20 protein-coding genes are annotated in these 25,910 nt (G+C 45.8%); 5 read left to right on the top strand and 15 right to left on the bottom strand.

Annotated features, from left to right (window positions below; genetic code table 11):
- Positions 1 to 3: 3 nt before the first annotated feature.
- The 6 genes from DW183_RS04930 to DW183_RS04900 form a co-directional block, all read right to left on the bottom strand.
- Entirely contained in the window at positions 4 to 1,302 is a 1,299-nt protein-coding gene (locus DW183_RS04930; RefSeq protein WP_118280907.1) for an amidohydrolase family protein, read from the bottom strand.
- A gap of 59 nt (positions 1,303 to 1,361) precedes the next feature.
- Positions 1,362 to 2,198, bottom strand: a complete 837-nt coding sequence (locus tag DW183_RS04925) for a purine-nucleoside phosphorylase (RefSeq protein ID WP_118281355.1) — start codon at positions 2,196 to 2,198, stop codon at positions 1,362 to 1,364.
- 117 nt (positions 2,199 to 2,315) lie between these two features.
- Positions 2,316 to 3,425, bottom strand: coding sequence for a DUF5692 family protein (locus tag DW183_RS04920; protein WP_118280906.1), 1,110 nt, complete (start codon positions 3,423 to 3,425; stop codon positions 2,316 to 2,318).
- Positions 3,426 to 3,964: 539 nt separating this feature from the next.
- A complete protein-coding gene (spoIVA, locus tag DW183_RS04910; protein ID WP_118280904.1) occupies positions 3,965 to 5,443 on the bottom strand; it encodes a stage IV sporulation protein A in 1,479 nt (492 codons plus the stop codon).
- Between the two features lie 51 nt (positions 5,444 to 5,494).
- Positions 5,495 to 6,598: a GGDEF domain-containing protein gene (locus tag DW183_RS04905; RefSeq protein ID WP_158573023.1), complete on the bottom strand. Its 1,104-nt coding sequence runs from the start codon at positions 6,596 to 6,598 to the stop codon at positions 5,495 to 5,497.
- Positions 6,599 to 6,672: 74 nt separating this feature from the next.
- Positions 6,673 to 7,602 carry a diacylglycerol/lipid kinase family protein gene (locus tag DW183_RS04900; protein ID WP_118280902.1) on the bottom strand — a complete coding sequence of 310 codons (930 nt, stop codon included), beginning with the start codon at positions 7,600 to 7,602 and terminating at the stop codon, positions 6,673 to 6,675.
- Between the two features lie 126 nt (positions 7,603 to 7,728).
- Between DW183_RS04900 and DW183_RS04895 the strand changes: the two genes are divergently transcribed.
- The gene (locus tag DW183_RS04895; RefSeq protein WP_118280901.1) at positions 7,729 to 9,009 is read left to right on the top strand and encodes a chloride channel protein; all 1,281 of its coding nucleotides are present in this window, start codon (positions 7,729 to 7,731) and stop codon (positions 9,007 to 9,009) included.
- 16 nt (positions 9,010 to 9,025) lie between these two features.
- On the opposite strand, the gene DW183_RS04890 is transcribed toward DW183_RS04895, so the two are convergent.
- The 5 genes from DW183_RS04890 to DW183_RS04870 form a co-directional block, all read right to left on the bottom strand.
- Positions 9,026 to 11,359, bottom strand: a complete 2,334-nt coding sequence (locus tag DW183_RS04890; protein WP_118280900.1) for an alpha-galactosidase — start codon at positions 11,357 to 11,359, stop codon at positions 9,026 to 9,028.
- Positions 11,360 to 11,459: 100 nt separating this feature from the next.
- Complete coding sequence (locus DW183_RS04885; protein WP_118280899.1) at positions 11,460 to 12,863, bottom strand: glycoside-pentoside-hexuronide (GPH):cation symporter; 1,404 nt, start codon at positions 12,861 to 12,863, stop codon at positions 11,460 to 11,462.
- Between the two features lie 30 nt (positions 12,864 to 12,893).
- The gene (locus DW183_RS04880) at positions 12,894 to 14,363 is read right to left on the bottom strand and encodes a DUF6937 domain-containing protein (protein WP_118280898.1); all 1,470 of its coding nucleotides are present in this window, start codon (positions 14,361 to 14,363) and stop codon (positions 12,894 to 12,896) included.
- 1 nt (position 14,364) lies between these two features.
- The gene (locus DW183_RS04875) at positions 14,365 to 16,809 is read right to left on the bottom strand and encodes a glycoside hydrolase family 2 protein (RefSeq protein WP_118280897.1); all 2,445 of its coding nucleotides are present in this window, start codon (positions 16,807 to 16,809) and stop codon (positions 14,365 to 14,367) included.
- Positions 16,810 to 16,825: 16 nt separating this feature from the next.
- Positions 16,826 to 17,383 carry a TetR/AcrR family transcriptional regulator gene (locus DW183_RS04870; RefSeq protein ID WP_118280896.1) on the bottom strand — a complete coding sequence of 186 codons (558 nt, stop codon included), beginning with the start codon at positions 17,381 to 17,383 and terminating at the stop codon, positions 16,826 to 16,828.
- 434 nt (positions 17,384 to 17,817) lie between these two features.
- Here DW183_RS04870 and DW183_RS12730 point away from each other — a divergent pair, with 434 nt between their 5' ends.
- On the top strand, positions 17,818 to 17,940 hold the full coding sequence (locus DW183_RS12730; RefSeq protein ID WP_256386574.1) for a hypothetical protein: 123 nt from the start codon (positions 17,818 to 17,820) through the stop codon (positions 17,938 to 17,940).
- A gap of 340 nt (positions 17,941 to 18,280) precedes the next feature.
- Here the strand turns inward: DW183_RS12730 and galT are convergent, their stop codons facing one another.
- Both galT and DW183_RS04860 read right to left on the bottom strand, forming a co-directional pair.
- Positions 18,281 to 19,783: a UDP-glucose--hexose-1-phosphate uridylyltransferase gene (gene galT, locus DW183_RS04865; protein ID WP_118280895.1), complete on the bottom strand. Its 1,503-nt coding sequence runs from the start codon at positions 19,781 to 19,783 to the stop codon at positions 18,281 to 18,283.
- Positions 19,784 to 19,920: 137 nt separating this feature from the next.
- Positions 19,921 to 20,577: an HAD family hydrolase gene (locus DW183_RS04860; protein WP_118281354.1), complete on the bottom strand. Its 657-nt coding sequence runs from the start codon at positions 20,575 to 20,577 to the stop codon at positions 19,921 to 19,923.
- A gap of 145 nt (positions 20,578 to 20,722) precedes the next feature.
- Between DW183_RS04860 and DW183_RS04855 the strand changes: the two genes are divergently transcribed.
- The 3 genes from DW183_RS04855 (at position 20,723) to DW183_RS04845 (ending at position 23,236) form a co-directional block, all read left to right on the top strand.
- On the top strand, positions 20,723 to 21,169 hold the full coding sequence (locus tag DW183_RS04855) for a DUF2383 domain-containing protein (protein ID WP_118280894.1): 447 nt from the start codon (positions 20,723 to 20,725) through the stop codon (positions 21,167 to 21,169).
- Between the two features lie 87 nt (positions 21,170 to 21,256).
- Complete coding sequence (locus tag DW183_RS04850) at positions 21,257 to 21,838, top strand: xanthine phosphoribosyltransferase (protein WP_118280893.1); 582 nt, start codon at positions 21,257 to 21,259, stop codon at positions 21,836 to 21,838.
- Positions 21,839 to 21,901: 63 nt separating this feature from the next.
- Positions 21,902 to 23,236: a uracil-xanthine permease family protein gene (locus DW183_RS04845; RefSeq protein WP_118280892.1), complete on the top strand. Its 1,335-nt coding sequence runs from the start codon at positions 21,902 to 21,904 to the stop codon at positions 23,234 to 23,236.
- Between the two features lie 40 nt (positions 23,237 to 23,276).
- On the opposite strand, the gene DW183_RS04840 is transcribed toward DW183_RS04845, so the two are convergent.
- Positions 23,277 to 24,155 carry a DegV family protein gene (locus tag DW183_RS04840; RefSeq protein ID WP_118280891.1) on the bottom strand — a complete coding sequence of 293 codons (879 nt, stop codon included), beginning with the start codon at positions 24,153 to 24,155 and terminating at the stop codon, positions 23,277 to 23,279.
- 230 nt (positions 24,156 to 24,385) lie between these two features.
- A complete protein-coding gene (locus tag DW183_RS04835) occupies positions 24,386 to 25,801 on the bottom strand; it encodes an MFS transporter (RefSeq protein ID WP_158573022.1) in 1,416 nt (471 codons plus the stop codon).
- Positions 25,802 to 25,910 lie beyond the last annotated feature (109 nt).

Here is a 25,910-nt window from a genome sequence, read left to right as displayed (position 1 = left end):
TCTTTATTTCATACGCCCGATAACGGCATTCGCCTTGGCGTAGATCTCTTTTGGATCAAAACCGATCTCAAACTGTCCGTTTTCATAAAGAATCCGTCCGTTTACCATAGTCATGATCACATTCTGCTTGCTGCCACTGTAAACGATATTCTTTGCAATATCATTTTCCGGCTGCATATTAGGCTGCATCAGATCGATCATGATAATGTCCGCCTTCTTGCCCACGGCAAGACTATCGCAATCCGCCAGTCCCATACACTGCGCGCCTGCCGCCGTTGCCATATAAAGTACCTCTTCTGCCGGGACACAAGCCGCATCCTGCTCCTTTACCTTGGCAAGTGCTGTTGTAAGGAACATTTCCCGGAACATATCCAGACAATTATTGCTTGCCGGACCATCTGTTCCGATGGCAAGCGCGATCCCCTCATCCAGATAACGCTTGATCGGTGCAATGCCGCTGGCAAGTTTTAGGTTGGATGCCGGATTGGTCACCGCGGTCAGCTGCCGCTTCTTAAAGATCTCAAAATCGCCATCCTCCATATGGATGCAATGATAGCCGCCACCGCCGTAAGTATACATACCCAGGGCATCCGTCAGACCGGTCGGTGTCATGCCCCATCTTTCCTTACATTCTTTTACCTCAAGTGCCGTCTCGGCATTGTGTAAAAAGACAGGAGATTTGACCTTATTGGCAAGTGCCGCCAGTCCCTCCATACGGTCTCTTGAAGTCGTATATTCCGCATGAAAACCAAGGATAAAGGAAGCCAGTTCTCCCATCTCATTTACGCGGTAATAGTCTTCTTCCAGTTCTTCCAGACTGCCGGAAAAGTTATTAAAGCCCGAGGTCTGCACCGTCCGGAAACCGCAATCGATCGAAGCCTTGGCATTTGACTCCGGGAAAAAATACATATCAAAATTCGCGGTGATTCCGCTCGTCAGATATTCCATGATACCCAAAATATCCAGCCAGTAAATATCATCTGCCGTCAGTTGTCCCTCCCTTGGAAAAACTGCCTCATTTAACCAGCGCTGTAAGGGCAGGTCGTCTGCATAAGAGCGCAGGAAGGTCATTGCCGTATGCGTATGCGCATCCTTAAATCCCGGCATCAAAAGATTGCCTTTGGCATCGATCTCACGATCCCAGATCACGATCTCGTCCCCTGAAAAGACATGCGACAGATCCTTGCCATCCCCAATATAGCAAATCTGATTGCCCTTGACCCACAATTCCCCTTCTTTGATCTCAAAGCCATGTCCCTGCCCCGGCAAGAGCATCTTTGCATTGTAAAAACGTATATTCATTCCCCTAAATATCCTTTCTCCTATTTTATCGGATCCTTAAATCCCCACCGGATCCGTCCTTATTTACCCGCTTCATGCATATGACCGATGGCACCGGTCACAAGTGCAGAAAAATCACGCTCAACCATCTTACCGGCTTCGATCACTTCTTCCTCTGTCAGAGGGTGTGGTGAAATCCCTGCCGCCAGATTGGAAATGCAGGAGATCCCAGCGATCTTCATGCCCATATGATTGGCAGCGATGGCTTCGCAAGCTGTACTCATACCTACAGCATCTGCCCCCAAAACGCGACACATACCGATCTCCTGCGGCGACTCATAATTTGGTCCCGGCAACTGGATATAAGTACCCTCCCGCAAAGGAATATCCAACTGACAGGCAGACTTGCGGATGATCTGCTGCAAGTCTTCATCATAGATATGGCTCATATCCGGGAAGCGATTTCCCAATTCTGCGATATTGGCACCGCGCAGTGGCGATGGCACAAAGGTCGCGATCTGCCCGGTGATCATCATCAGATCTCCCGCAGAAAATCCCTGTCTGATACCGCCTGCTGCATTGGTCAAAAATAAGATTTCTGCCCCCATCATCTTCATCAGACGGATCGGCAGCACCACATCCGTCATATCATAGCCCTCGTAATAATGCACACGTCCCTGCATGGCAACGATCGGCACCCCCTCAACATAGCCAAAGACAAACTGTCCGACATGTCCCGGTGCTGTCGATACCGGAAATCCCGCAATATCCCCATAAGGGATCCGCTCGACCACTTCCATTTTGCTGGCATAATTACCTAGCCCAGAGCCAAGTACCAATGCTATTTCCGGGGTAAACGGAATACGCGCACGGATACTTTCATAGCAGGCACATAGTTTTTCATATACTGGATTCATCCCTTCTCCTCCGCTTTCCATCTTCTTCAAATTTACTTCTAAGTCTAACATAAAAAAAGAAGCCGGGCAATACTGCCCGACCTCTCGTCATACTTATCGTATCTTATACAAAGTAAATTACTTTGCTGCTCTTGCCATAGCCTGCTCGTAATCTCTTGTACCAACCCAGATATCGTTCTTGTATGGGTTCTTCTTCTGCTCGATAGATCTCTTGATGATAACAGAGATGCAGATTACGTTTGCTACAAGTGCAAGGATTGAGACAACACCCTGTGCTGTTGGGTTTGCTGTGATTCCCATGTCAGCGATAACTTCGTTAGAAGTATTTACGCCACTGTTGTAAACAGCGATTGCCTTGTCATAAAGATCAAGTGCTGAGTAACCCTTTGCTGCTGCTCCACCGTAAACAGATGGAAGAACTGAGAAAGTCTTGCTCAACTGGAATAATGGGAATACCTGAGCGAACATACACCAGATTGCAAGTGTGTTAGCACGGTTCTGGATCCAACCACCCTTGTTCCAAAGTGCGTTAGCAAATGTAGGAGCAAGAAGAAGTGCAACACCACAATACCATGTATGTGTAGGTAAGTTAGCATATGTATACTGGAAGTTCCAAATATCGTATGCAACAATGAACCATACAGTCATATCAGGCCACAACATATCTTCTGTGTTCTTGTCCTTTGATGAGTAGATTCCCCACCAGCCTGTCATACAGAAGATGTTGATGAGACCAGCGATAGCGTTGAGTACGTTCCACCATCCACCATAAAGGAATACACCTTCGTTGGATGCCCACCAAGCACCTGAAAGGTCGCCTGTGATTGCGAAAGCATGTACTGCTGACTCAAGGTCAGAAACAACTGCGATCATGATGTTGGCTGCTACGATCAACCATGGGAATGGCTTGAACCAATCTTTGGCACCAATGCCCCACTTGTACTTGATCATCATGAAGCCGACACATCCGATATCTGCTGCATAGAGTTTGAAGTAATGGAACCATCCATCCATGTACTCCATAGTTGTATTGGATGCACCGCCAAATGCGCCTAAATGCATACCAATAAAGTAAACTGTCAGAATGATTGGAATGATAACGAAAATTAAAATTCCGCCGGCCTTTGTACGACGACCGATCTCATTCATGATAATGAGTCCTGCAAACACAAGTACCCAGCCTAAAAGCTGTGTAGCAGATGTGCTGCCGTAAATCTGAAACAACATAATTACATTCCTCCCTTACTTGTATTTATACGTTGTTCTATCTTGAGGACTTATCCCTCATTTCGTTATGATTTTAACACTTAGTTTATATAATTTCAAACTTTTTTAATAAATATAAACAATCTTCCTCATTCGTTTAGAATTGTGTAATAATTTGTCGAATTTTGTACGACACGCGGAGTTTAATGTCTAATTTTTGCACACATAAGCGATGGGTGCGTATCGCAATTTCAGCCACATTTTACGATCATGCACCCCTTTTCCAAAAAATCCTGCTTTCTCCAATGTCACATCTGCACTTTGAGGCAGTACCAATGTCTTTACACGACCGGCATCCGAAAATGCATCCTTTCCAATCAGCGATCCACTCTGCACATAATATCTTTGCCGTACTTGCCGGTGTCATGAACGCGGATCATCAGATCCATCTTGTCATCCTCCTGCGCAATCTTTTGCACAAGAGAACGCATTTTTCATTTGTATTCCGTATCATAAAGTATATATTAAATCCGTATTACCACAAAAATTGGAATTTGTACCTATATAATAATGCAAATCAATCCACCATTGTTGTCATTGACGATCTTTTGCATGGTATCCTGCAACTTCAACTGACATTCATCATCCATGGCGGCGATCTTACTGCGCATACCGTCCTCCATCAGTTCACCAACCGACTTACCAAAGATATTGGTCTCAAAGACACCTTCCTTGGTCTTTTGTCCCTCCTTGATATAGTCGATCAGATCCTGCGCCTGCTGTTCACTGCCGACGATCGGCGCGATCTCTGTCTCAATGTTGGCACGGATCATATGAATGGACGGCGATAAGGCTTTCATCTTGACCCCAAACTTATTACCATGGCGGATCAGCACCGGTTCTTCCATGGTGATATCAGACAGTTCCGGCGATACCACCCCGTAGCCCTTTTGCTCCACGGACTGCATGGCATCTGCCACCTTTTCATAGGATCTGCGCAGGTTTGACAGATTGCCGATGTAGGATAAGAGTTGATATTCGCCTGTGATCGGCATGCCCGCTAACTGCGAGATATTTTCATAGTAGAAAGACTCCTCCAGACTGATGGAAATGGAGATCCGTCCGGTTGCCAGATCCACACCCGTCAATGTTGTCTTTTCTATGTAGTCCTCCGGCTGGGAAAAATCAATGGCAAAAATATCCCGCACTTTTGTCGTATCGGCTAAGATCCTCTTTGCATAAGAAGCAATGCTCTGCTTGATCTCATGATCTGCCGGCAGCATTTCCACCCATTTTGGAATGGAAAAAGAGATGCCACTGACCGGAAATTCATATAAGACACGCGACAAAAGTTCTTCAAAATCTTTTTTGACCATCTGCTGACAATTCATAGGAAGCACACTGCACCGGTATTCCGCTTCCAGATCTTCTGCCAGTTTTTTGGTCTCCTCGCTGTGGGGATGCCCGGAATTGATGATCATAACATAGGGCTTTCCGATGGCACGCAGTTTTTCCACCGTGCGTCTTTCTGCCTCCACAAATGCCTCGCGATCCAACTCTCCAAAGGTGCCGTCACAGGTGATGACCACCCCGATCGTTGCATGATCCGAAATGACCTTTTCTGTCCCGATCGTAGCCGCTTTTTCAAAAGGGATCTCGCGGGTTGACCATGGCGTTTTTACCATACGCTCCTTATCGCCCTCCATGGCCCCCTTGGCTCCCTGGATCAAAAATCCCACACAATCGATCAGGCGGATCTTGCAGGTCAGGTCATGCTCCAGTTCGATCTCTACCTGCTCTTTTGGCACAAACTTAGGCTCCGTCGTCATGATGGTACGCCCCTGTGCTGATTGTGGCAATTCATCCACCGTGCGTCGCAGGGCATTTTCCTCTTTGATATTCGGAAGCACCATCTGCTCCATGAACTGTTTGATAAAGGTAGACTTACCGGTACGCACCGGTCCTACAACTCCTATGTATATCTCTCCGTTTGTCCTGCTCTGTATATCGTTATATAAAGAAAACCTTGTTTCTCCCATAAGAAAAAGCCCCTCCCATATTTACTCTAATATATGGGATGAGGCTTATATTTATGAATCAATCTTGTAATTATTCTTGCCGCTGCGCTTGACATCATAAAGCGCACGGTCTGCTCTGGCGAGAAGTTGGTCGTAAGACTCCATGGTATCGTCCGTCGCACGGCGGATAGCGATACCCACACTACAGGAAAACGGCTGTCTGCCATCCGGTGCACGCATGGCTCTGGTCTGCTCCATGACACGCTCCACGCTCATCAAGGCATCCGTAATATCTTTCTTCTTGAAAAACAAGAAAAACTCATCGCCGCCAAAACGTCCGGCGATATCATCTGTCCCGATCGAATGGCGCAGGATCTTGCCAAAACTGCGTAAGACCTCATCCCCTGCCTGATGTCCGTAAGTATCATTGACCATTTTAAAATTGTCAAAATCCAAAATCAGCATAACACAATCCGACTGCGGATGAGAACGCATAAACTCCTTGCAAAGGAACTCTGTACTTGCCTTGTTGTAGGTCGAGGTCAGGCGATCCATCATACCCATACGGCGGATCCGCTGCTTTGCCTCATTCTCGCTGGCGCGATAAGAATACAAGATCTTTGCCACATAGCCTGCAAGAATAATACCAAAAATACAACTAAAGAGATCAACCGAAAAGACCTCGATCGACTTGGTCAAAAAGGACGCCAGCACATAGACTGCCATCTCTAAAAGTACCAGTCCCAGCGCCTGATAAAAGGTATAGGTAAATGCCACGACAAATGCTACTGCCATCGGCATATAGTAGACTGCCGGCTGGTTCATCTCGATCGGCACGATACTCATGATCCCGGCAAAGGTCATCACATACAACTGAAAGACCTTGCAGACGATCGAAACTTCCTTATAGGATCTCGTCTTTTTCCGATAACGGATGATAATGATCGGCAGTACAACAAGATGTACGGCTACGGCTCTGGCATAAACGCCTGTAACCTGCCATTCTGAAAATACGGTCATTGATGCCAGAAGATATCCGACAACGACCACGAAATAAATAATATTCAGTGCAAACAGGGTCTTTTGGTTGTTCTTGACAACACTGGATCTGTTTTCCTCAATGTAATCAATGCTCTCCTGCTGCACACGATCCTTGATCTTATATAGTAATTCCATCAACTTTCCCCCATTGATGTCATTTCCCCTTATTTTTATATCATACATCTAAAGGTGTCTTTTGTCATGTAAAACTAATCTAAATGTGGCATGTGAAGTGCTCCGGGCAGACAGCGGAAAGTCACATCTGTCTGGTCACCGCAGTCCTCACCGTCCGCATGCACCACCATAGGCTTGTCAAAAACGACATGCAACTCCTCCGCTTCTACGATCTCAAAGCCGCGGATATTTTCATGCTTGCCTGCGATCAGAAATGGAAAGGCACACAGACAAAGAAATCTTGGTATGCCATAGACCAGACAGGCAGATAACTTACCGTCATGCGCATCCGCAGAAGGTGCCATGGGAACACCGCCTCCCTCGCAAGGGAAGTTCATGGCTGCCGTAAAAATGATATTCTTCATATGAAACTCTCTGCCGTCCGTCAGTTCTACCTTACCGGATACAAAAGGCGCACGGAAAAGTTCTGCTACGGTAAGCAGTCCATAGGTCAGTTTACCCAGATGAAAACGGTTCAAAAAGACCTTGAGCCTTGAGGTCAGTGCTTCCCTGCAGACCGCGGCATCAATGCCTGCGCCTGCACTGATGGCAAAGCGTCTCGTCTGTCCGCCACAGCAGACCTGCCCCAGATCATAGGCATCCTCTGTCTCCGATGCCAGAATCTGTCTTAAGATCACTTCCGGTTCTGCCGTAATATGTAAGCCTCTGGCAAAATCATTGGCAGAGCCAAGCGGCAGATAGCCAAAACTGACCTTTGAAAGATCGCGGATACCGTTTAAGACCTCATTGATCGTGCCGTCCCCTCCGGCAACCACCAGAAAATGATATGCATCATCTGCGGTCAGATCTTCGGCGATCTTTGTCGCATGACCGACATATTCTGTAATGTGGACCCGGTAGGAAACCCCATCTTTGGTTAAGATCTCCTCTAAAGACTCCCAGATCTCCTTTGCCTTTCCTGTCCTGGAATGTAAATTGACAATAAAATCGTATGTTTTATCCATTTGTATTCCTCTTATATCTTCTCATTTGAATTATAGTGCCAGACGTGATAACATACATATGCATCTTCGCATCCGCAAGTTGCTTTGTTACTATCATTTTACTATAAATAAGTTAGGAATAAAACTATGTTTAATAAATCACTTTTCTTTCAAAAATCCGAGCACAATGTCAGACGTTTCAACTCTACTTTGCGTTGGCTCTTAGTCTCTGTGCTCATTGGGATCGTTGTCGGTCTGATCAGCGGATCCTTCGGCTATCTCTTACAGGCAGTGACGGCTTTTCGTCTCAGCCATGCCTATCTCTTGTTCGGACTGCCTTTCGGTGCCATGGCGATCGTTGCCATGTACCATCTGATCCTGCACGAAAAAGATCCCGGAACCAACCTTGTCATCTCTGCGATCCATTCCGATGACCGTATTCCCCTTCGCATGGCTCCCCTCATCTATATCAGCACCATTTTGACCCATTTGGTCGGTGGTTCTGCCGGACGAGAGGGTGCTGCCCTGCAGCTGGGTGGCAGTATCGGAAATGCCTTTGGTGAATATCTGGGATTTCGTGAAAAAGAAGACCGCAACATTATGATCATGTGCGGCATGAGTGCTGCCTTTTCTGCTCTTTTCGGAACACCGATCGCAGCCGCTGTCTTTTCCATGGAAGTCGTCAGCGTCGGAATCATGCATTATGCAGCCCTGCTTCCTTGCGCGATCTCCTCGCTCATTGCGCGCGCCATTGCCCTGTATGTCTTTGGCATTGCATCGCCGTCCTATGAAATCTTGGAACTGCCAGCCTTTGACTTAAATACCGGACTTATCATTTCCGGTTTTTCCATCCTTTGCGGATTGCTGAGTATCTTTTTCTGTGTCTCTTTGCATAAGACCAGCGCCCTCTATCAGAAATTGTTTGCCAATCCTTACCTGCGTGCCTTTGTCGGTGGCTGTGCGGTATTGGCACTGTCCTTTGCCGTTGGCGGCATTGACAACCAGACCTATAACGGCACCGGTACATCCATGATCACCTTTTGTATGGCGGGAGACATTTCCTCCCTCGCCTTTTTGCTAAAGATCCTCTTTACAGCATTGACCCTTGGATGCGGTTACAAGGGCGGCGAGATCGTACCGACCTTTTTCATCGGAGCTTCCTTTGGATCTATGTTTGGCAACCTGATCGGCTTTTCTCCATCTTTGTGTGCGGCTGTCGGTATGGGCGCACTCTTCTGCGGTGTGACCAACAGTCCGATCACATCCCTGCTCATATGCTTTGAGTTGTTTGGATTTGAAGGGACACCTTTCTTCCTGCTTGCCATCGGCTTTAGTTATACCGTATCCGGTTACTACAGCCTTTACAGCAGCCAGAAGATCGTCTACTCCAAGTACAAATCCAACTTCATCGACAAGAGTGCCAAGTAGACAAGGGCAGACGCGTTTACTCCTCTGTCATGAAGTAGAGTCTTGACGCATAGTCCGGGAAGTGACGGACTTCATCACTGTAGCCGGTTCCCACAAAGGACTGCTTCAGTTTCACACCATCGTACATGATGGAATCTCCACTGCACAGATAGTCTTCTGTCTCTCCATCCATCTTGACAAACTTAGCAAGCACATTGTGTACCAGTGAATCCGGTTTTACATGGATCGGCGCTGCCGTATTGACCAGATCGCCAAATTCCTTGATATTATACTTGCGCGGCAGCCCGACAAAATGATAGGTCTTTGCCGGATCTAATCCTCTTGCCTGATATTTCTTGAACATGGTATTTGGCTGCACTTCTCTTTGCATGATCATACCGATAGCCGTCTTTTTATCCTGGGATACCACATTCCACTGGTAATGATTTCCGCTTTCTACCCGGTAAAAATCGCCAAACTGCCATACCTTTCTGTATTCCTTATAAAGTGCGATCTGCGCCTTGATGCTCTCCAGATCTTCTTTTGACATATCACACAGATTGCACTCGTAGCCCAGTACCCCAAAGGATGCCACTGCAAAACGGGATTCCAGCGGGGTCACACGCAGGGTCTGATGGTTCGGACATGCCGATACATGGGCAGATACACAGGACATCGGATAGCCATAGGAATAGCCATTCTGGATGTTCAGACGGCATACGGCATCCGTATTGTCACTCGCCCAGATCTGCGGGAAATAGCAGAGCATCCCCAGATCAAAACGGTTGCCGCCTGCTGCACAACCCTCAAACAGGACCTCCGGGAATGCCTGTGTCAGTTCTTTTGCCAGACGATAGACGCCCTGAATATAGCGATGTGCTACTTCCTGCTGTCTGTCCTTCGGCAGATACTGCGAATAATAATCTGAGATAATACGGTTCATATCCCATTTTACATAAGCGATATTTGCAGAACCGATCACCTGCTTCATCTGCTCGATCATATGATCTACCACTGCCGGATTGGCAAAATCAAGTACACGCTGATTACGTCCTTCGGAATGGTCCTTTCCCGGGATCTCCATGCTCCACTCCGGGTGTGCACGGTAAAGGTCGCTATCCGTGTTGACCATTTCCGGCTCGATCCAGATACCGAAAGCCAGTCCCAGATCATTTACCTTTTTGCAAAGTCCTGCCACACCATTTGGCAGTTTCTTGGTATTTGGTGTCCAATCACCCAGGGCACGTGTATCGTTGTTACGCTCGCCGAACCAGCCGTCATCCATGACAAAGAGTTCCACGCCAACGTCTTTTCCCATCTTGGCCAGACGAAGCAAACTGGACTCTGAAATATCAAAATAAGAAGCCTCCCAACTGTTGAGCAGTACCGGACGTTCCTTGTGCTGCCAACTTCCTCTTACCACATGCTCTCTGACAAAAGGATGCATATGCGCGCTCACGCCGGAAAATCCCTCGTGTGAAAATGTCATGACCGCCTCAGGTGACTCAAAAGACTCTCCCGGTGCCAGCAAAAAGGCAAAGTTGGTCGGATTGATACCGGTAACGATACGGGTCTTTTCAAAACTGTTGACCTCGACAGCCTCATAGTGGTTTCCACTGTAAACCAGGTTAAATCCATAGCAATCGCCCATGGTCTCTGACGTATCCGGCTCGCTTACCATGATAAAGGGATTGCAGCGGTTAGAAGAAGATCCCGTATAGGACGCATTGACGAACTTACCGATATTGACGGTCGTATCATAGCGGTTCATCTCCTTTGTCCAGCCGCCATGGAAAGAGGTGACGACATAACCGGACCGGTTGAGGTCTAACTGCATACTCATAAGACGCGTCAGGCGTACCGGCTTATCTGATTTATTGATGAACTTGGCGGAACGCGTGATGACATCTTCCTTTGGAAATACGCTATAGACCAGTTCCAGCAAAAAGCCCTCGTTCTTATCGCGCAGATGCACCACGAGTTGTTCCGCTTCTTTGGAAACGTCATAGGTACTCGGCAGGGTCTCAAGTGCTGCTTTTCCCTTCTTTTCTGCCGCATCTACAAAGACAAAATCCGTTGTAGAACTGCCATTGTCGCAGATCACCTCAACAAAAGGTTCGCGGATATCGCCCTTGCCGTAGCCGGAAACTTCCAGGCACATATCTTCCAGTGTAAAATTCAAGTGTTCCTGATCGTAGGCGATGGTATTTCCCGGAGCAAAGGCATGCTTTTCTACAAGGCTGCTGCCATCCCCCAAGGAAATCTTTCTGCCATAATACAAATGTTCTAACTGTCCTGTCTCCATCACACGAAAGGCATAGGTCGTATGCAGGGTGTGCAGGGCATAAAAACCATCCCGAATTTCTATCATAGTTCTCCTACCTCCTAATCCTTTTAGTCCAAAACGACTCTCCTATCATTATAATAGGAAAGCCGCTCGGATTGCAAAAATTTAATTATTTTTTTTCGTTTTATGCCTGCTTTTTCGCCTCTAATTCCTGGGTGATCTCTTCCAGTTTCTCATCGGTCAACTTGTAATTCTTCTTATATACGATATAACCGATGATCAGAACAACGATCGGAAGCAGAGTCATACAGCCACGGAGTCCTACTCTCTGACCGCTGGCAAGTTGTGTCAGTGTACCGGTTTCATTCTTCTTGATGTTAAATACGGCAAGAACGATAGATGCTACCAATGCTGACAGACCGGATGCTAATTTTACAACGAATGTCTGCATAGAAAAGATAACGGATTCATCTCTACGATCATTCTTTAACTCACCGTAATCCACTGTGTTTGCAAGGAAGATCGTGATAATGACATTCAACATACCGATGGCAGCCATGATAAGGAATGCCGGGATCAGTAACAGATATACGTTGCTGGATCCGCTTGCAGAAATTCCAAGGATGATCACGTAACCTGCAAGTGCCATAGCAAAACTCAGTGTAAAGATCTTCATTGTGTTCATGAACTTACGGAACAATGGGAAGAGGATCATCATTGCCAGGATCTGGAATGCTCCACCACAGGTATTGAACAATGTATAGTTTGCTTCCCAGTTTGCCGGGCTGAAATCATACTTAAAGAAGTAGATCAAAAGATTCTGGGTAATGTAAAGTGCCGTGTTGATCATAACGATCGCAACAACGACGGTCATTGCCTGATCGTTCTGGATCAGAGCCTTGAACATATCTTTAACAGATGCGGACTGCATTTCTACAGAGGACTTTTCCTTGATCGTCACACAGGTAATCGTGATGAATACAACAAACAGGACTGCAACGATAAGTGCCATGTACTTGTAACCTACCTGCTCATAATTTGCATCTGTACCAAAAGCATGACCAAGGGCAGATACTGCCATAACCGTCACGATAGAGATCAATGCGGAACCAACACCGGCGCAAGATCTTGCGAGTGCTGATAAACCTTCACGTTCCTTTCCTGCTTCGGTGAAAGCCGGGATCATAGACCAGTAAGGAATATCCATCATGGTGTATGTCATTCCCCATAAGATATATGTAACGGCTGCATATGCTACGAGTCCACCACCATTCAATGCAGGCGGTGCTGCAAACATCAGATATAGCATGATGGCATTGGTAAGGGTTCCGATCATCAGCCACGGACGGAATTTGCCCCATTTTGTTTTGGTCTTTGCAACGATAACGCCCATGATCGGATCGTTAAAGGCATCAAACACACGAGCCACCAGCAAAATGATACCCATGGCAATGGCACTTACGCCCATGATATCCTGATAGTAATAAAGGATATAAGCCGCGGACAGCATATAGACCATGTCTTTTCCAACGGCACCGATACCGTAAGCAAATTTCTCTTTGCCATTCAAGTTCTTCTTTTCTTCCATTTTAGAAAACCTCCTTAAAAACCCCTTTGATTATTTATTCTTCTCTTTTAAGCCCATAGCGATCTCTACTACTTTATATGCACCGTCATAAAGACCAACGGACTTGTTCAACCTGATACTGTTGCACATTTCTCCCAGCAGTTTGTCATCCTTCATAAAGATGTCGATCATCTGCAAAGTATGTGGGATATCGCGACATTCGAGTGTTCCGTCACCCATCTCTGCAGAATGGATAGCTCCCCACATTTCATGCTTTCCGACACGCTTGATAAAAAGTTTTGGCACCGGATAAAAAGCAAGTTCACTTGGCTTTGTCACAAGCACATCCGCACTGCGCATCAAAAGGTTGGTGCAATATACGGCTTCAAAAATGTTTTCATGATAGAAAGCATGGATGCCTGTCACCTCACCGGTCAGTGCCTCTTCTGCAAACTTTGTTGTTGCCTCAAACTCATTAAAGTGCTCGGTTGCCACGCCTGCCATTTCCGGGATATCCTTGGAAAGATCATCCCAGACATTCTTGTAATCTCCGACATTGACATAAAGGGCTGCCTTGTTGTCCTTGATCATCGGAAGCAGATATTTGATAATGGCTGCAAAGATCTCTTTCTGTGCGCCTGCACCACCGATGGTAAGAAGGAAACGCATTGGTGCTCCCTTTGCCTTTCTTGCCATTCTCGCATCGCAATCTGCCTCGATATTCGATACCAGTTCATGATCGATATAATGTCCGGTGTAGACCAGATCTTCATTTGGCATCTCCTTGCAGACCTCATCGCCGTTCATGCCGTTACAGATAAGGTAGCCCATGTAAGCATTTTTACACTGGATGGTATGTACACTTCCCTCTGCGAAATGCAGTGCCATTGGCCAGTTGTCCGGAATGGCATTGACAACGTTTTTCATGCCTGCATGAATGGCTGCCTGTGCCGGCCATACGTGTGTACCGATCACCGGGATATCCTTTGGCACATTGCGGTAAACCGGAGCCATCAGTTCTGCATTCTTCTGATCGGATGCATTGTACTTCAACTGACGGAAGGTCTCATAGTTGGTCGGCTCCCAGACCAGTTTGTTAAAGAGTGCATTTTTTGAAAGACGTGATCCCAAAGAATAGAGATCGTTCTGTGCACTGATCACCTTGGTACAGGTGGTCTGTGGATAGCCGTTGAGATCCATCCAGTACGGGGTATATCCCATAGCTTTTGCAGCGGATGCCATTGCCATAGAAATACGGTAATGGCCGAATCCCATACGGATATTCCCAACAATGATACCCTTTTCATGATCAAATTCTTCAGGGCTGTCCCCCTCTTTTAAAAGGATGTCATAGACACCAAGTGAATCGCCGATATGCTCATTCTTCTGAATGTAGATTGGGTAATCTACATTGGAGTCATCTCCAAACTTCTTGATAAACTTTTTCTTAGATTTGACAGCGCTCTTGTAAACCTTGTCGCTCATGACATTGCCAAAGATTACTTTTGATTTTTCTTCCATATTAATTATCCTCCCTTGTGCTTTGCACTTCTAATTTGATCGTGACCGGATCCAAGCCTGCACACGCTATCGTGACAGATGCTTCTCCCGGCTCCCCCATGGATTTTATATAAAGCCCTGTGGCTCCTCCGCGAAGTGGCACTGCATTTGGACCGATCAGTTCGACCGGACCGCTTATTGTGACAGAAAGTGATTCCTGCATATAATAAAGTTGATTGCCATATTCATCGACGGCTCGCACGCGCGCCTCTATGACATCATAGGTAATATCTTCCACCAGTGTCGTTGCCGACAGGCTAACCGCCAAAGATGCTTTTTTCATCGGTGTCTTGATCAGGGAACGGACAACCTTGCCATCCTTGATCGCATCAAAGCGATACTGCTTGGATTCGCCTCCCCAATCGCCTACATATTTATTGTAAAGACCTACCGCATCGTTTGGGTTCATATGGTAGATACAAATCAACTGAAAAGCATTCCAGACAAGTTTTGGTGTGATCTGCATACCATGCATTGCCACATGGTTCATACAATCCTTGACGATCTTTGCCTGTCTCTTGGAATAGCCTTCTTCTTTTGCAATGGCATCCCCCACATAATCATTGATCAGGATCGGTCCATGTTTTAAATTCTGATACTTAGAATCACTCTGTTTGTATTCCTTGATCAGGATGTTGTTCTTATACATCCGTACACTGTCTGCATTGGAGATCAGATAGGTATCGCCCCGGTTACAAGCCGGATGCTCGCCGATATCCATTGTCGATGACAGTTCCAAGACCGGATTCCTGTCTTCTTGGCTTGCATAAACAGCAGCTGCCGGTTTTGGATTTCGGAACATATCCAAAACGCCGTGATAACAAATGCGGTCTCCGCTGCCAAAGTCCTTGTGGGTGTTGTAGTCAAACATGCACCAGCCAAAGGAACCTGCGATATCTTCCTGTCCTGCAACAGCATCGAGGACATTTGCATGGCGGATCATATGCTCGCGTCTGTGTTCTTCCCAATCAAACATCTTGGTCGGATACATGTGTCCGTTGTACTCTGTGATCAGATAAGGCTTTTCTGCATCGGAAGTGACCTTTTCCTTTGGTTCACAACCGGCATTGGCACCACTGTGGACAAAATCGTTGTAGGTGTAAACGTCTTCCAGAAGATGACTCTTTTTCATAGCACGGACACCGCCGGTCTGTCTCGTATCATCCAAGGCATGTGCCGTGGCATTGGTTCTCTCGTAAAAAGCATCATTGTCCTGCGACTCGTTGATGCGCACGCCCCAAAGGATAATGGACGGATGATTGCGATACTGCACGATCATATCTTTGATATTTTCCACTGCCTGATCCTGCCAAGCCTGACCACCGATATGCTGCCAGCCCGGCATTTCCGTAAAGACTAAAAGTCCCAGTCTGTCGCAGGCATCCATAAAGTAGTGCGACTGCGGATAGTGTGATGTACGCACGGCATTGACGGCAAGTTCTTCCTTTAAAATCTTGGCATCCAGACGCTGCATGGACTCCGGCATAGCATATCCGACATAGGCATAAGACTGGTGGCGGTTGAGACCACGGATCCTGACCTTTCTGCCATTTAGGTAAAAGCCGTCTTTTTGAAACAGGGCTTCCCGAAATCCGACCGTCACCCTCTTTTCATCCACGACCTGTCCCTGGTAGAGCAACTGGGTGGTCACCTCATAGACCTTTGGGCTTTCAATGTCCCAGAGCATGACATCCGCAACTGGTGTGCTAAAGGATGTCGTTGCGATCGGGGCTTCCAAAACGACCTGATCATCCACGATCTGACGGATACCGACCTGACCGGCACTGATCGCTTCCTGTGCTTTGACCGAGTAAGTAACTTCCGATGCCAAGATACCGGATACCTGCATCTGTGCGATTGCCTTGGCATCCATACCCTTGGTCGTTACAGTCTCTGCAAACTTTGGTTTTAAGAAAATATCTTCTATATAAATAGAATTCTTTACTTCCAGATAAACATCACGATAAATACCGCCATAGGTCATATAGTCGATCACAAATCCAAACGGCGGCTGATCCAATGTCTCATTGGAGTCTACCCGCACCGTCAAAAGATTGTCGGCACCATAATTCAAGGCTTCTGATATATCGATCGTAAAGGCGGTGTAGCCACAATGGTGTTCTGCCATCTTTTTGCCATTGACATAAACCTCTGCCTCATGTCCTACCGCCTCAAAAGTCAAAAGCAGGCGTTTGCCCTGCCAGCCTTCCGGTGCGTATAAGATCTTTTGATAGCAGGATACCATCTGATAGGTATGCTCATCAAAATAATGATAAGGTGTTTCCTTACAGGTGTGTGGCAGAGAAACGGTCTGTGCCAGGGAAACATCCATGGTATCGACGATCATGTCTTCTGTAAATTCTTCGGTAAAAAACCAATCCCTCATCAAATAGATGCGATCTTTCATATTTGCCATCCTCTTTCTATCTGTGTACCACAATTCCATCAACCATAATGGTCACAAGTTCTTCTAATGCCTGCATGTAGTCGATTTCCTCGCGTTCAAGTTCGTCTCCCATAATGAAGCGCTCTACCGCAGACTCAAATACCAACTGGAAAACCCGGAAATCGACCGAACGGATCAAGCCTTCCTCTACGCCTTGTTCCAATAGGCGGTTGGTCATCTCCCATCCGCTCTCCAAACGCTGTCTGACGCGTTCATAGACTTCCGGGTGCTTATCCCGCAAAACATAAAACTGGGTGAAATCAAAATCCGTATAATTCTCCGGCATCACACCTAAGATCTTGCGAATCTTCTGTAAGAGGGATAAGTGCTTATCCTCCATGACCAAAGCTTCGCTTTCCTTAATATAATCAAAGACGTAATCGACCATTGCTATCAAAAGTTCGTTCTTGTCTCGAAAAACGGTATAGATCGTTTTCTTGCTCATGCCGAGTTCCGATGCCAACTCGTCCATGGTAAATTTGACCCCCTGCTTTTCTACAATATGTAAAGCGCCTTCTATAATACGTTTCTCCATCCCGCGTCCTCCCTTTTCCTCTTTAGGAAACCAGAAAACTAAAATCAGTTTCTTCGTTTCCTATATTGTAACACCGGTCTGCTCCTGCCGCAACATAGCATATATTACAAATTTAACGCCCCTTTTTTGGCAATTATTTCAAAGAATAAATTTTTATGCAAAATGTACGAATTCCTCGTTTTCTTTTTCACAGCCTTTCCGGTTTTCGTATCTATTATTGTGTTTATGCACAATTTATGTGCTACTATATTGTGCATTTTTACCACAGTGATTTTTCCCCCACTTGTTATCTTGCTTGTAAACGCTCCTATTTTTATGCATATTACACAATTTTAACATAAAGTTTTTGTTGACATTACCTATAGGCGGTGCTATAGTAAGGTCATCAAAGGAAAGCACCTTTGAAAAAGAAAAAACGAAAGGAGAGAAAAGATATGTATAACGAATTTGATGCATTCGGTGAATTGTTCAGCCAGTACAACACATACGCTAACAAAACAAGCGCAAATGGTCAGAAGCCAGTTTCACTCTTAAAATTTGCTTTAGGACAGTTCTAAGAGATACGAAAAGTTACAGTATGATTTGATTCAATTTTAAAAGCATGATTTGAAAGGAGATATGAATTATGGAATTCTCAAATAGTCTTGGATATGTAGTTTACAATTACAATAAGTATGTAGAGGCACAGGAAAAGAACGGCGAAGATGCAGTATCATTCTTCAAGTATGCTTTTGGTAATATGTAATTTACCAAAAGCACCTACTTTAGAAAACAATCGGCGCAAGCCGTTCATCTGATAAACCTAAGAAGACCCGGCAGATCGCCAGGTCTATTTTTGTGCGTAAAAAGTGCGTGAGGGACGTTCCTTTTGCCACAAGGAGTGTCCCTCACTCTATCCTAAAGAACAGCAATAAATCTACGGAATTCTTCCAGTCCTTTTTCATCACATTTGAAGACACCGGCATCTTCCAGAACCTGACAGAAGACCTTGCCAACTTCCTGTTCCAAAATGCCATCAACATTGGTCGCATCAATATTAATGCCCTGCTTCTCATATGCGGCAGTAAATTCATCTACCCAGTCTGCATGCTTTTTCAAGGTCTCATCTGCACGGATATCCTTACCATTTACAATCGCATCCGCAAGGGCTTCCATCTCCCCTTTCAGACGGGAAGGAAGTACAGCAAGACCCATGACTTCGATCAGACCGATATTTTCCTTTTTGATATGGTGCAACTTGGCATGAGGATGATAAACCCCAAGCGGATGTTCCTCTGTCGTAATGTTATTGCGCAGAGCCAGATCCAGTTCAAACATATCACCGCGTTTTCTGGCGATCGGTGTGATCGTATTATGTAACTCTCCGTCAGTCTCGGCAAAAATGAAAGCATCTTCGTCAGTATAAGTTCTCCAGCATCCCAAGATATGATCTGCCAGATCAATGATACGCTTTTCATCCTTGCAGGAAAGCCGGATCACGGAAAGCGGCCATTTCACAATGCCTGCCTTGACATCTTCAAAACCTTTTACCATAAATTCTTCAATGATCGGTGCCTTTTCCATAGCAAAGGTATAGTGACCGCCCTGGAAATGGTCATGGCTGAGAATGGATCCGCCAACGATCGGCAGGTCTGCATTGGAGCCCAAGAAGTAATGTGGAAATGTCTTTACAAAATCAAACAATTTCACAAAAGTCGCACGCTCGATCTTCATCGGTGTATGCTGACCGTTGAAAACGATGCAGTGCTCATTGTAATACACGTATGGAGAATACTGGAATCCCCATCTGCTGCCGTTCATAGTCAGCGGGATGATACGGTGGTTCTCTCTGGCAGGATGATTGGCGCGTCCTGCATATCCCTCATTTTCTATGCAAAGCAGGCACTTGGGATAAGCAGACTGCTTGGCATTCTTAGCTGCCGCGATCGCCTTTGGATCCTTTTCCGGCTTGGAAAGATTGATGGTGATATCCAGAGTGCCGTACTTGGTATCCACGGTCCACTTCTTATCTTTCTTTACACGGTAACGACGGATATAATCACTGTCCTGACTGAGTTTAAAGAAATAGTCGGTGGCTGCCTGTGGTGACTTTTTGTATTCTTCGGCAAATTTTGCCTGCACAGTCGCCGGACGTGGCATCAGACAATTCATCAGACGTGTATCAAAAAGGTCGCGGTAAACAACGCTATCCTCGATCAGTCCCTTTTCTACTGCCGCATCCAGAAGATCTTTTAAGACATCCTCCAATACAATGTCAGACAGATCACAATCCGGATCCGTGTACTCATCCTCCCTCATGACATCCAAAAGCAGGTTGGTCGTGTAAATGCGCTCGCACTCCGGGGTCAATCCTGTGTTGATGCCGTATTGTACCAACTTTTTAATACTTTCTTGTAACATATTTATTCCTCCTCCTTTTTATTGCTTAGATAACAATGTATTTTGACGTGTATTGGGTAAATTAGATTACTTTATGATTGCCAACAAGAAACTAAATCCTAAAATTTCGTTTCCATATGCTTAACTATACTTAAATCCTACGAATTTTGCAAGAGCAGATTCTGAAGTTCTGCGACGGAATCCACGATATAGGTGGCACCTGCATCTGCAAGTTCTGCCCGGTCTCCATAGCCAAAGGTCACCCCAATGCTGTCCAGTCCATTGGCGATCGCTCCGTCAACATCATGATGTCTGTCTCCGACCATGACGATATTTTCCTTTGCCACACCCGGGATCTGCTCCATCGCATAGGCGATCACTTCGCTCTTTGCCGTCCTGGTCTCATCCATCGTTGCCCCCGCAACATAGGTAAAATACGGACGTATCCCATAATGGGATATGATCTGCTCACTAAAGAACTCCGGCTTGCTTGTCGCAACCAGTAACTGCTTTCCTGCACTTTTTAAGGTAAGCAGAAGTTCCGGTATGCCGTCGATCAGTTTGTTTTCAAACAAGCCCTTGGTACTGTAATACTCTCTATAATAGGAAACAGCCTGAACTGCCTGCACCTCATCTAATCCATAATATTTCTGAAAAGACTCGATCAATGGTGGTCCCACGAAGCACAAAAGGTCATTTTTGTCTTCTACATGTATTCCAAATTTTTCCAAGGCATGCGCCGCCGAATTGACAATCCCCGGTGCCGACTCTGTCAGCGTGCCGTCCAGATCAAAAAGCACTGTTGTATATTGCATCTTATTCCCTTTCATTTCTATATTTGCGCGCATCCTGTCCCAACTTGCGCGAACTATCATGTATAATTTTCCATCATTGGTAACAAATTAACCATATGTAGTCTTAGTATAACACAAATCACAGATTTTTTTGGAGGATAATCAAATGGATCAAGAAAATATTTCACAGGATAGCATCGAACTCTTACATGAATGTGACAAAGGCATACAGATGGGGCTTTCTGCCATGCATCAGGTGGCAGATAAGATCAGTGACGACCGGTTTCGCTCCGTCTTAGAAAAAAGCAGAAATACGCATGAGAACCTGAAGGATAAAATACAGTCCCTCTTGCAAAAATACGGGCAGGAAAGCGACGCGCCGAATCCCCTCCTCTCCGGCATGTCCTACCTTTCCACCAATCTCAAGATTGCACTGGATGCCGAGGACACCACCATCGCCGACCTGCTCACAGACGGTTGTGACATGGGCATCAAGTCCCTGCGTAAATATTTGAACGAATATGAACGCGCCGGGGACGAGATCAAAGATCTTTGCCGCAAGATCATTTCTGCCGAGGAAGAACTGCGCAATCAGTTGAAGGCATTTTTGTAAAATGATTGTTTTTTCCTCTTTTTTTTGATAGTCTGTTTTTAGCAAAAAAATTGTAAAATGTTCATAACAGGAGGAACAAAAGATATCATGAACTTTTTAGAAGAACGAATCGTGAAAGACGGAATTGTAAAAGAAGGCAATGTCCTAAAGGTTGACAGTTTTTTGAATCACCAGATGGACATTGCCCTCTTTGATGAAATGGGTGCTGAATTCAAGAAACGCTTTGCCGACGCAAATATCAATAAGATCGTGACCATCGAGGCATCCGGTATCGGTATCGCCTGTATTGTTGCAAGACATTTTAACGTACCGGTCGTATTTGCGAAAAAATCCAAGAGCATCAACATCGACGGCGACGTCTATAAGGCAGAGGTCGAATCTTTCACACATAAATGTAAGAACAACGTCATTGTTTCCCGCAAGTTTTTGGGGTCGGATGACCATGTGCTGATCATCGACGACTTTTTGGCAAATGGCTGTGCCCTGCAGGGACTCATCTCCATTGTCAACGAAGCCGGCGGAACCGTAGAAGGCATCGGTATCGCTGTTGAAAAGGGCTTCCAGAACGGCGGACGCATCATTCGCAATCTCGGTTTCCATCTGGAATCCCTCGCCATCGTGGAGAGCATGGACGCTACAAGCGGAGAGATCGTCTTTCGTCAGCAGTAGGATAAGCAAACAAATACACTAAGAGAAAGGACTTGTATGGAATTGTTCCATATATAATAAGAAATGACATCTACAAAAGAAACCCCGTCTATTGAAAATTTATACCATCTTGATGGCAAGATTTCCGTAAAGCAGGCAGTACCATTTGGTCTGCAACACATTCTTGCCATGTTTGTATCCAATATCGCACCGATCTTTATCGTTGCCGGAGCCAGCGGACTTTCTTCCCAGGATACCGCCATGCTCATCCAGTCAGCTATGCTGATCGCCGGTATTGGTACACTGATCCAGTTGTTCCCGATCTTCCACAAGGTTGGATCCGGTCTTCCGATCGTCATGGGGATCAGTTTTACCTTTGTTTCTGTCTTTACCTATCTGGGCGTCGCCTATGGCTATAATGCCATTGTCGGAGCCGTCATTGTCGGTGGTATCATCGAAGGTATTCTCGGACTGCTGGCAAAATACTGGATCAAACTGATCACACCGATCGTATCTTCGACCGTCGTGACCGCTATCGGCTTTTCCCTGCTTTCTGTCGGAGCATCTTCTTTCGGCGGTGGCAGTGGCAGCGAAACATTCGGTTCCGCTACAAACTGGATCTTAGGAAGCATCACACTTTTATGTTGTATCCTATTTAATATTTTTGCGAAATCTTATTTCAAACAGTTATCTGTTTTGTTCGGACTTGTGGTTGGTTATCTGATTGCCATTGCTATGGGCGCAGTTGATTTTTCTTCTCTGCAGAACACAGCGATCATTGCTTTCCCGTCACTCATGCCATTCAAGCCGGAGTTTAATATCAACGCCATTATTTCAACGACCCTGATCTTTTTGGTGTCCGCTACCGAGACGATCGGCGATACCTCCGCACTTGCCGCTTCCGGTCTGAACCGCGAAGCCACTTTAAAAGAGACCTCCGGCTCCATCGCCTGCGACGGTTTCATCAGTGCACTCTCCGGTCTTTTCGGCTGTATGCCAATCACATCTTTCAGCCAGAACGTTGGTCTGGTCGCTATGACAAAAGTTGTCAACCGCTTTGCCATTGCTACCGGTGCTGTGATCATGATCCTTGCCGGTATCTTCCCGATCTTTGGTTCTGTGCTTGCCACACTGCCAGATGCCGTACTTGGCGGTTGTACCCTGATGATGTTTGGTAACATTGTCATCAGCGGTCTGCAAATGATGGGCAAAGCCGGTTTTACACAGCGAAATATCACGATCGCCGCACTCTCACTCAGTGTCGGCATCGGCTTTACACAGGTACCGGAAATCTTTGCTATTTTCCCGCAGATCATCCAGACCGTGTTTGCAGAAAACTGCGTTGCCGTCGTATTTATCGTTTCCATCATTTTAAATCTTGTTTTGCCAAAGAATATGGAAGCCCCTACCGAGGCGTAAAAATTATGTATAAAAAGAATGTGCTTTGGCACATTCTTTTTTATTGCGGTGCGAAAAATGCCAGCGCGATCGCTCCCGGTCCTGCATGGGTACCGATCGCCGCCCCGACGGAAACGATCGGCAATTCCTCTTTTGTGTGTGCCTTTTCCCAAAGCATACGACTATCCTCGATATACTTGCAGATCAACTTATCCGAAAGCCCGGTATATCCTAAATAAAAAGGACGTGAAAAATCAATTCCTCCCGCCTGCTTGGTCCGCTGCATCAGCAGGTTCTTTCCATTCTTTGATCCGTGCGCTTTTCCAAGTACAAGGATTTCTCCTGCACCTACTCCCACAACCGGCTTGATCGATAATGCATTACCAAGTGCAGCAGATGCTGCCGAGATCCGTCCACCCTTTTTCAGGTATTCCAGCGTATCCAATAATGCGATCAGTTGGATCTGTTTCTTTTCCTCCTCCAAAATCCCTACGATCTCATCTATTCCATAATCAGCCTCGACCAGTTCTACCGCACGCATGACAAGGCATTTTTGTCCCACCGTGACGTTTTCACTGTCTACGACATAGACCTGACCTTCAAATTCCTCTGCCGCGATACAGGCGCTCTGGTAAGTACCGGATAACTTGGAGGAAAGCGTGATAACAAGGATCTGCTTGTCGCTCATCTGTCCCTCTCCTGCCGATGCATCAGCATCCAGTTCCTGCCGATAAGCCTCCATAAATTCATAAGGACTGATCTGGCTGGTCTTTGGCAAAACATCAGTCTCGATCAGTTTTTCATAAAAGGTCTCGTGTAAAAGATCAACGCCATCACGGTAATGTTCTTCTCCGAAAGAAACATGTAAGGGAAGGACCCGCACCTTGTCACATTCTTCCTGTAAAATATCCGATCCGGAATCTGTAATTATCTTAATCATGGTATTTATACCTCACTTTTGATATTTTGTGTATTACTCGTGCTAGTATAACCAAAGGAGATGAGGCTGTCAAGTCGATGGCATAAATATGGCGGTAAGGAAAGCGAGGAAGGGGGGGGAGGTGATAGGGGCAGACCGGCTAATACCTCCCCCTTCCTCGCTTTCCCTTCTACACTCAAAAAGTCCCGAGTGAGATACCTCACTCGGGACTGCCCCTCAAAAAAGATTTATTAATTTTCCTGCTCTCTGCGCTTTGCAAGTTCTGCGTAGACATCAACCAGTTTTTCTTTTGAAAGTTTATAGCCAAATGTCAGTAATAAGAACATAACCAAAAGCACGATCGCCGGAACCAGTGTTGCCATATCATATAATTTTGCAACAACTTCTGCTGACTGCTTGCTTGCATCTACATTGTAGCCGATCACTGCAAGTAAGATCGGTACACCAACACCTGCTAAGGTCTGACCTAACTTTCTGGTGAAAGAATACAATGCATAAGATGTACCTTCTTCACGTCTGCCGGAAAGAAGTTCATGGTAATCGATAACATCCATAACCAATGCCCATACTTCCAGTGTCAGGAATGTCTGTCCTGCGCCTGAGAAGAATAAGAGGATCATAAAGACATATGGGTTGTTTACCATCGGTGTAAACTTGAGGAAATACATGATAAAGTTTACAACAGCGGCAAAAGCAAGACCAAATGCACAGATCTCCTTTTTACCAAACTTGCGGACTAACTTACCAATGATCGGTAAGAACAATGCCATCGGTACATAAGTACAAACGGTCACAAAACTGTAAAGTCCCGGCTTCTCATAGAAGTTCAGGAAGAGGTAGTTGTAAGTCGTCTGTGTGTACATCTGGAATGCGATCAAAAGCATGGATACCAGACATAGAAAAATGAACGGCGGGTTCTTAAAAAGATCCCCAACGGTACGGAATACATGCATACCTTCCTGCTTCTGCTTTGGCGGAACTGTGATACGTTCCTTTACATTTCTAAAATGCAGGCTGTAAATACCAATAGATACCACTGCGATACAAAGTACGGCAAATCCTAACTTGGTCGGATCTAAGACCTTTGTTTCGGTACCATCTGCACCGATCACAGTAGAATATACCAAAAGCGGCAGTAAGATCATGGATGGGATATTACCAAATCCTGCACCTACGGAACGCCATACAGAAAGAGACGAACGCTCCATCGGATCATCGGTCATAACGGATGCCAAAGATCCGTAAGGGATGTTGACACCTGTGTACATCATACCATATAAGATGTAAGTCACATATGCGTAGATCAGATACTGGTTGGTCGTCAGTCCGGGAATCTTGACAAACATCAGTACCGCTGCTACTGCCAGTGGGATGGATGCCCACATAACATAAGGACGGAAGCGCCCCCACTTTGTCGGCTTTCTGGAATCGATAAAGCCCCCCCAGAGCGGATCATTGATTGCATCCCAAATTCTTGCCACAAACATCAGAATGGTAATCTGTGCCAACGGAATATGTAGGCAATCCGTATAAAACATTGTTAAAAAAGATGAAATCAGAGAAAAAGTCAAAACCCCGCCAAAGTCACCGCAGGCATATGCCATTTTCTCCTTGGTCGTCAGACCATGTGTTTTTTGTTCCCCCATTATAACTCTCCTTTTTTGTAATAATATAATGTCGCGAGTTGTATTATTTAACTCATTTAATTTATTATATTTTACTACGTTTCTTTCCATATGGCAAGTTACTTTGTGC

The sequence above is a fragment of the Roseburia sp. AM16-25 genome (assembly GCF_003473825.1).
Classification (GTDB): domain Bacteria; phylum Bacillota; class Clostridia; order Lachnospirales; family Lachnospiraceae; genus Pararoseburia; species Pararoseburia lenta.
The sequence above is the reverse complement of the archived record's forward strand: the minus strand, read 5'-3'. Positions and strand labels throughout refer to the sequence as shown.